This window comes from Streptomyces bohaiensis (assembly GCF_012033785.1).
Lineage (GTDB): Bacteria > Actinomycetota > Actinomycetes > Streptomycetales > Streptomycetaceae > Streptomyces > Streptomyces bohaiensis.
Map to the genome: position 1 here is coordinate 1 of NZ_JAAVJC010000394.1, position 3,251 is coordinate 3,251.

Sequence of the window (3,251 nt, forward strand, 5' to 3'; positions counted from 1 at the left end):
GCGGGCGCCCGCCGAAACCAGTTGCCACGGGCCCGTAGACTGGCGGCCATGGACACGCTGTTCCTCGTGCATTAGCGGGCCGGACGCCCGCGGCCCCGTGCCGGCCGCCGACCCCGACACCCCGCCCGTACCCCCTGCCCTGGAGTTCTGTCCATGATTTCCGCCAACGCCGTGGAGCTGCGCGCCGGCGCCCGCGTCCTCATCGAGTCCGCCTCCTTCCGTGTCGCCGCGGGCGACCGCGTCGGTCTCGTCGGCCGCAACGGCGCCGGCAAGACCACCCTCACCAAGTGCCTCGCCGGCGAGGGCACCCCCGCCGGCGGCAGCATCACGCGCAGCGGCGAGGTCGGCTACCTCCCGCAGGACCCGCGCACCGGCGACCTCGACTGCCTCGCCCGCGACCGCATCCTCTCCGCCCGCGGCCTCGACACCGTCATCACGCGGATGCGGGAGAACGAGGACCGGATGGCCAACGGCAAGGGCGCCACCCGCGAGAAGGCGATGCGCAAGTACGAGCGCCTGGAGACCGAGTTCCTGACCAAGGGCGGGTACGCGGCCGAGGCGGAGGCGGCGACCATCGCGGCCAGCCTCGGGCTGCCCGACCGGGTCCTCGGCCAGCCGCTCCACACCCTCTCCGGCGGCCAGCGGCGCCGGGTCGAGCTGGCCCGCATCCTCTTCTCCGACGCCGACACCCTGCTGCTCGACGAGCCGACCAACCACCTGGACGCCGACTCCGTCGTCTGGCTGCGGGACTTCCTGCGGACCTTCCGCGGCGGTCTCATCGTGATCTCCCACGACATCGACCTGGTCGAGACGGTCGTCAACAAGGTCTTCTACCTGGACGCCAACCGCTCCCGGATCGACGTCTACAACATGGGGTGGAAGCAGTACCTCACCCAGCGCGAGGCGGACGAGCGCCGCCGGCGCCGGGAGCGCGCCAACGCCGAGAAGAAGGCGGCGGCCCTGCACTCGCAGGCCGACAAGATGCGGGCCAAAGCCACCAAGGCCACTGCCGCGCAGAACATGGCCAAGCGTGCCGACCGGCTGCTCGCCGGACTGGAGGAGCAGCGCCGCTCCGACAAGGTCGCCAAGCTCCGGTTCCCCGACCCCGCCCCCTGCGGGAAGACCCCGCTGACCGCGGAGGGGCTGTCGAAGTCCTACGGTTCGCTGGAGATCTTCACCGACGTCGACCTCGCCATCGACCGGGGCTCCCGCGTCGTGATCCTCGGCCTCAACGGAGCGGGCAAGACCACGCTGCTCCGGCTGCTCGCCGGCGTCGAGCCCGCGGACACCGGCAGCGTCACCCCGGGCCACGGCCTCAAACTGGGGTACTACGCCCAGGAGCACGAGACGCTCGACCCGGACCGCACCGTCCTGGAGAACATGCGCTCCGCCGCACCCGACATGGATCTGGTGGACGTCCGCAAGACCCTCGGGTCGTTCCTGTTCTCCGGCGACGACGTCGACAAGCCCGCCGGAGTCCTCTCCGGCGGGGAGAAGACCCGGCTCGCGCTCGCCACCCTGGTCGTCTCCTCCGCCAACGTCCTGCTGCTGGACGAGCCGACCAACAACCTCGACCCGGCCAGCCGTGAGGAGATCCTGGGCGCGCTGCGCACCTTCACCGGTGCCGTCGTCCTCGTCACCCACGACGAGGGCGCGGTCGACGCCCTGGAACCGGAGCGGATCATCCTGCTGCCCGACGGGGTCGAGGACCTCTGGAGCGCCGACTACGCCGACCTGGTCACCCTGGCCTGACCCCGCGCGTCCCTGCCCGGCCGGGCTCTCGTCGCACCGCCCACCGGCGCGGCGGGAGCCCGGCCGATGCGCGTCCCGGCGCGGCGGCGGGCCGAACCGGCGTCCGTCGTGCGGGTGAGGTTTTGGTGTGCGCCGGTCACCGCCGCCCCGCGCGGCCGCCGGGGGAGCCGTCGGCCGCCGGTGCCGGGTGCTCGCCGCTGACCTGCCACGACGGCGCCGTGGCCCCGGGCCGCCGGCTCCCGCGGTCCGACCGAGGTCCCGATCGACGCGCGGGTGGGGATCGGTGCGGTCGGCAGCGACCTCGCCGAATGGGTGGCCAGGAAGCCGGTTAGGGGTGATCATGAGAGTTCCAGAGCGCACTTCCTTGAGGAGGCACGGGTGGCCGAGACTCTGAAAAAGGGAAGCCGGGTGACCGGCGCCGCGCGCGAGCAGCTCGCGGCAGACCTCAAGCGGAAATACGAATCAGGTGCGAGTATCCGGGCGCTGGCCGAGGAGACGGGCCGGTCCTACGGATTCGTCCACCGGATGCTCCGAGAATCGGAGGTGAACCTGCGCGGACGCGGGGGCGCCACCAGAGGAAAGAAGGCAGCCGCCTCCTGACCGCCGTTGAAGCGGCTCCGTCCGACCGTTACTCTGCCCGGGCAATGACTACCGGTGAGTAACGTTCGGAGGGGTCGATGACACTGCTGGACCAGGACGGGGTACGGGTCACCGTGGACGGCCCCGTCGCCACGGTCACCCTGTGCCGCGCCGAGAAGCGCAACGCCCAGACGTTCGCCACCTGGCGCGCGCTGGCCGCTGCGGGGCGCGCCCTCCCGGGGACGGTCCGGGTGGCGGTGCTCACCGCCGAGGGCCCTTCCTTCTCCGCCGGTCTGGACCGGCGCGCCTTCACCCCCGACGGCTTGCCCGGCGAGCCGTCCTTCGCCGAACTGGCCCGGCTGGACGACGCCTCGCTGGACGAGGTCATCGCCGGCTACCAGGAGGCGTTCACCTGGTGGCGGCGGAACGACATCGTCACGGTCGCCTCGGTCCGCGGCCACGCCATCGGCGCCGGATTCCAGCTCGCGCTCGCCTGCGACCTGCGGGTCTGCGCGGACGACGTCGAGTTCGCGATGCGCGAGACCTCGCTGGGCCTGGTGCCCGACCTCGGCGGCACCTCACCCCTCGTCGCGCTGGTCGGGTACGCCCGCGCGCTGGAGATGTGCGCGACCGGTCGCTCGGTGCGCGCGGAGGAGGCCGACCGGGTCGGCCTGGCCAATCTCGTCGTGCCCGCCGCGGACCTCGAGTCCGCCACCGCGGACCTGGTGGCCGCGCTGCTCGCGCCGCCCCGCGACGCCGTCGTGGAGACGAAGGCGCTGCTCCGTTCGGCCGTGGACGCCGATCCCGACGCACAGCGGGCGGCCGAGCGCGCCGCCCAGGCGCGCAGGCTGCGCGACCTGCTCGGCACGGAGGACTGACCCGCCGGCCCTCCGCGACCCCTCCCGTCGGGGGGGGGGGGG

Annotated in this window: 3 protein-coding genes; all 3 read left to right on the forward strand. The window is 73.1% G+C overall.

The genetic code is table 11. The features are described 5' to 3' along the window. The first annotated feature begins 153 nt into the window (after window positions 1-153). The 3 genes from HCN52_RS23110 (at window position 154) to HCN52_RS23120 (ending at window position 3,209) form a co-directional block, all read left to right on the forward strand. Complete coding sequence (locus HCN52_RS23110; RefSeq protein WP_168090377.1) at window positions 154-1,752, forward strand: ABC-F family ATP-binding cassette domain-containing protein; 1,599 nt, start codon at window positions 154-156, stop codon at window positions 1,750-1,752. A 378-nt stretch (window positions 1,753-2,130) separates the two neighbouring features. Beyond that, complete coding sequence (locus HCN52_RS23115; RefSeq protein WP_312876849.1) at window positions 2,131-2,352, forward strand: helix-turn-helix domain-containing protein; 222 nt, start codon at window positions 2,131-2,133, stop codon at window positions 2,350-2,352. A 77-nt stretch (window positions 2,353-2,429) separates the two neighbouring features. Next, window positions 2,430-3,209 (forward strand): enoyl-CoA hydratase/isomerase family protein, encoded by a 780-nt coding sequence (locus HCN52_RS23120; protein ID WP_168090378.1) that lies wholly within the window; start codon window positions 2,430-2,432, stop codon window positions 3,207-3,209. Window positions 3,210-3,251: the final 42 nt, after the last annotated feature.